This is a genomic window from Nostoc sp. CALU 546, from assembly GCF_048836525.1.
Window position 1 is genome coordinate 61575 of sequence record NZ_JAWJTF010000055.1, and the last position, 1658, is coordinate 63232.

The 1658-nt window shown below is 41.6% G+C and carries 1 protein-coding gene; it reads left to right on the top strand.

Annotated elements, in window-relative coordinates; translation table 11 throughout:
- The first annotated feature begins 341 nt into the window (after positions 1 to 341).
- Positions 342 to 1553: an endonuclease gene (locus RRG12_RS24515; RefSeq protein ID WP_420758009.1), complete on the top strand. Its 1212-nt coding sequence runs from the start codon at positions 342 to 344 to the stop codon at positions 1551 to 1553.
- Positions 1554 to 1658: the final 105 nt, after the last annotated feature.

Below are 1658 nucleotides of genomic sequence, written 5' to 3' on the forward strand. Positions count from 1 at the left end.
CTTTTTAAGGGGGATTTAGGGGGATCAAGATATGTGCAACTTCACATTAAATTGGTATCAGTCCTAATAAGTGTAAGTACTATAGGACTCATATTTGATTTCTGAAAAAACTCAGTACAACTAAGAAGCCCTCCAATACTGCTCAGGTTTTGGATTTTTAACTCGGAATTGCGTTTTGGGAAAAGGTTAAAGGGTAAAGGTTAAAGGTTTTTTCTTTCCCCTTCCCCTTATCCCCAGAGGGGGCCCCCTTTCAAGGGTAGGTATTTAATAAAGGCGTATTTTTGCAGGTAAAATACTATCTAGCTTTTATCAGCAGAATTACTACGGGTGCAGGAGGGTGAATGCAAGTAGGAAAAAGCGAGGAATTAAGAGAATGGACTAGAAAAGTAATTGAAAAAATGCCAAATCTCACAAAACCTCAAGCTGTTGTACTGGCAATGTGGACTTTTGGGATAGTAATGACCCAATCAAGTGGACTGACAACGGTTTCAGTATTTTTAGCAGAACTACTGGGTAAAAAGGAGAATACTATACGTCAGCAACTGCGGGAATGGTATCGAGACGCAGAAGATAAAACAAAAACTGGTCGAACTTCATTGGATGTGACATCTTGTTTTAGTCCACTACTATCTTGGATTCTAAGTCTTTGGCCTAAAGGTGAAAAACGTCTAGCATTGGCAGCAGATGCTTCAACTTTAAGCGATCGCTTTACTGTATTAGCAATTAGCATTGTTTACCGTGGCTGTGGAATTCCAATTGCCTGGAAAATAGTTGAAGCTACCATTCCTGGAAGTTGGAAACCTCACTGGGAAGAATTATTTCGCCATATAGACAAAACTGTACCACCAGATTGGTTTGTAATTGTCACCACAGATAGAGGGCTTTATGCTGAGTGGTTGTATCAACAAATCTTGAACTGTGGTTGGCATCCTTTTATGCGGATTAACCTTCAGGGGCAGTTTCAAATTAAAGGTACTGTTTCTTGGCTACCTCTAAATACTCTTGTTCGAGAAGTTGGTCAGTCATTTGAGTCATTGGTAACTTGTTTCAAAAGTAACCCGATTGAATGTACATTGTTAGCCCGTCATGACGAGGGCTATGCCGAACCTTGGTTAATTCTCACCGATTTACAACCCGAAGTTGCGGATGCTTGTTGGTATTCGATGCGCTCTTGGATTGAATGTCTATTTAAAGACGGTAAAAGAGGTGGTTTTGCTTGGCATCAAACTAAAATGACAGATACCAAACGAGCCGAGAGACATTGGTTAGCGATCGCAATCGCTACTTTATGGCAGGTTAGTGTTGGAGGTGCTATTGATGCCAATTTGCCTATTAGTAGTTTAGACGAATTACCACAAACCCACGTTGCACGACGCAATTTGAAAAATAGTGTCTTCCATCGTTGTCTCTCATGTTTCCGTCGTGGATTTTTAGTGATTAAGGCTGCCGTTCTTAATCGTCTTCCCCTACCTCAAGGTAGCTTTTTCCCTGAACCTTGGCCTTCCTTGACTCCACAACTCCATGTCTCTCAAATCACCCTCTCTACTGCCTGATTTTTAAATACCTACCCTTGAAAGGAGGGGGCCCCACCTTCCCCTTTTCCCCTTAACCGACAAGTATTGAGAAGCCCTCTTGACTGTTGCCTATTGCCTATTGCC

Coding starts and splice junctions, on each gene's coding strand:
- RRG12_RS24515 (WP_420758009.1), top strand. CDS start 342: ATGCAAGTAGGAAAAAGCGAGGAATTAAGAGAATGGACTAGAAAAGTA.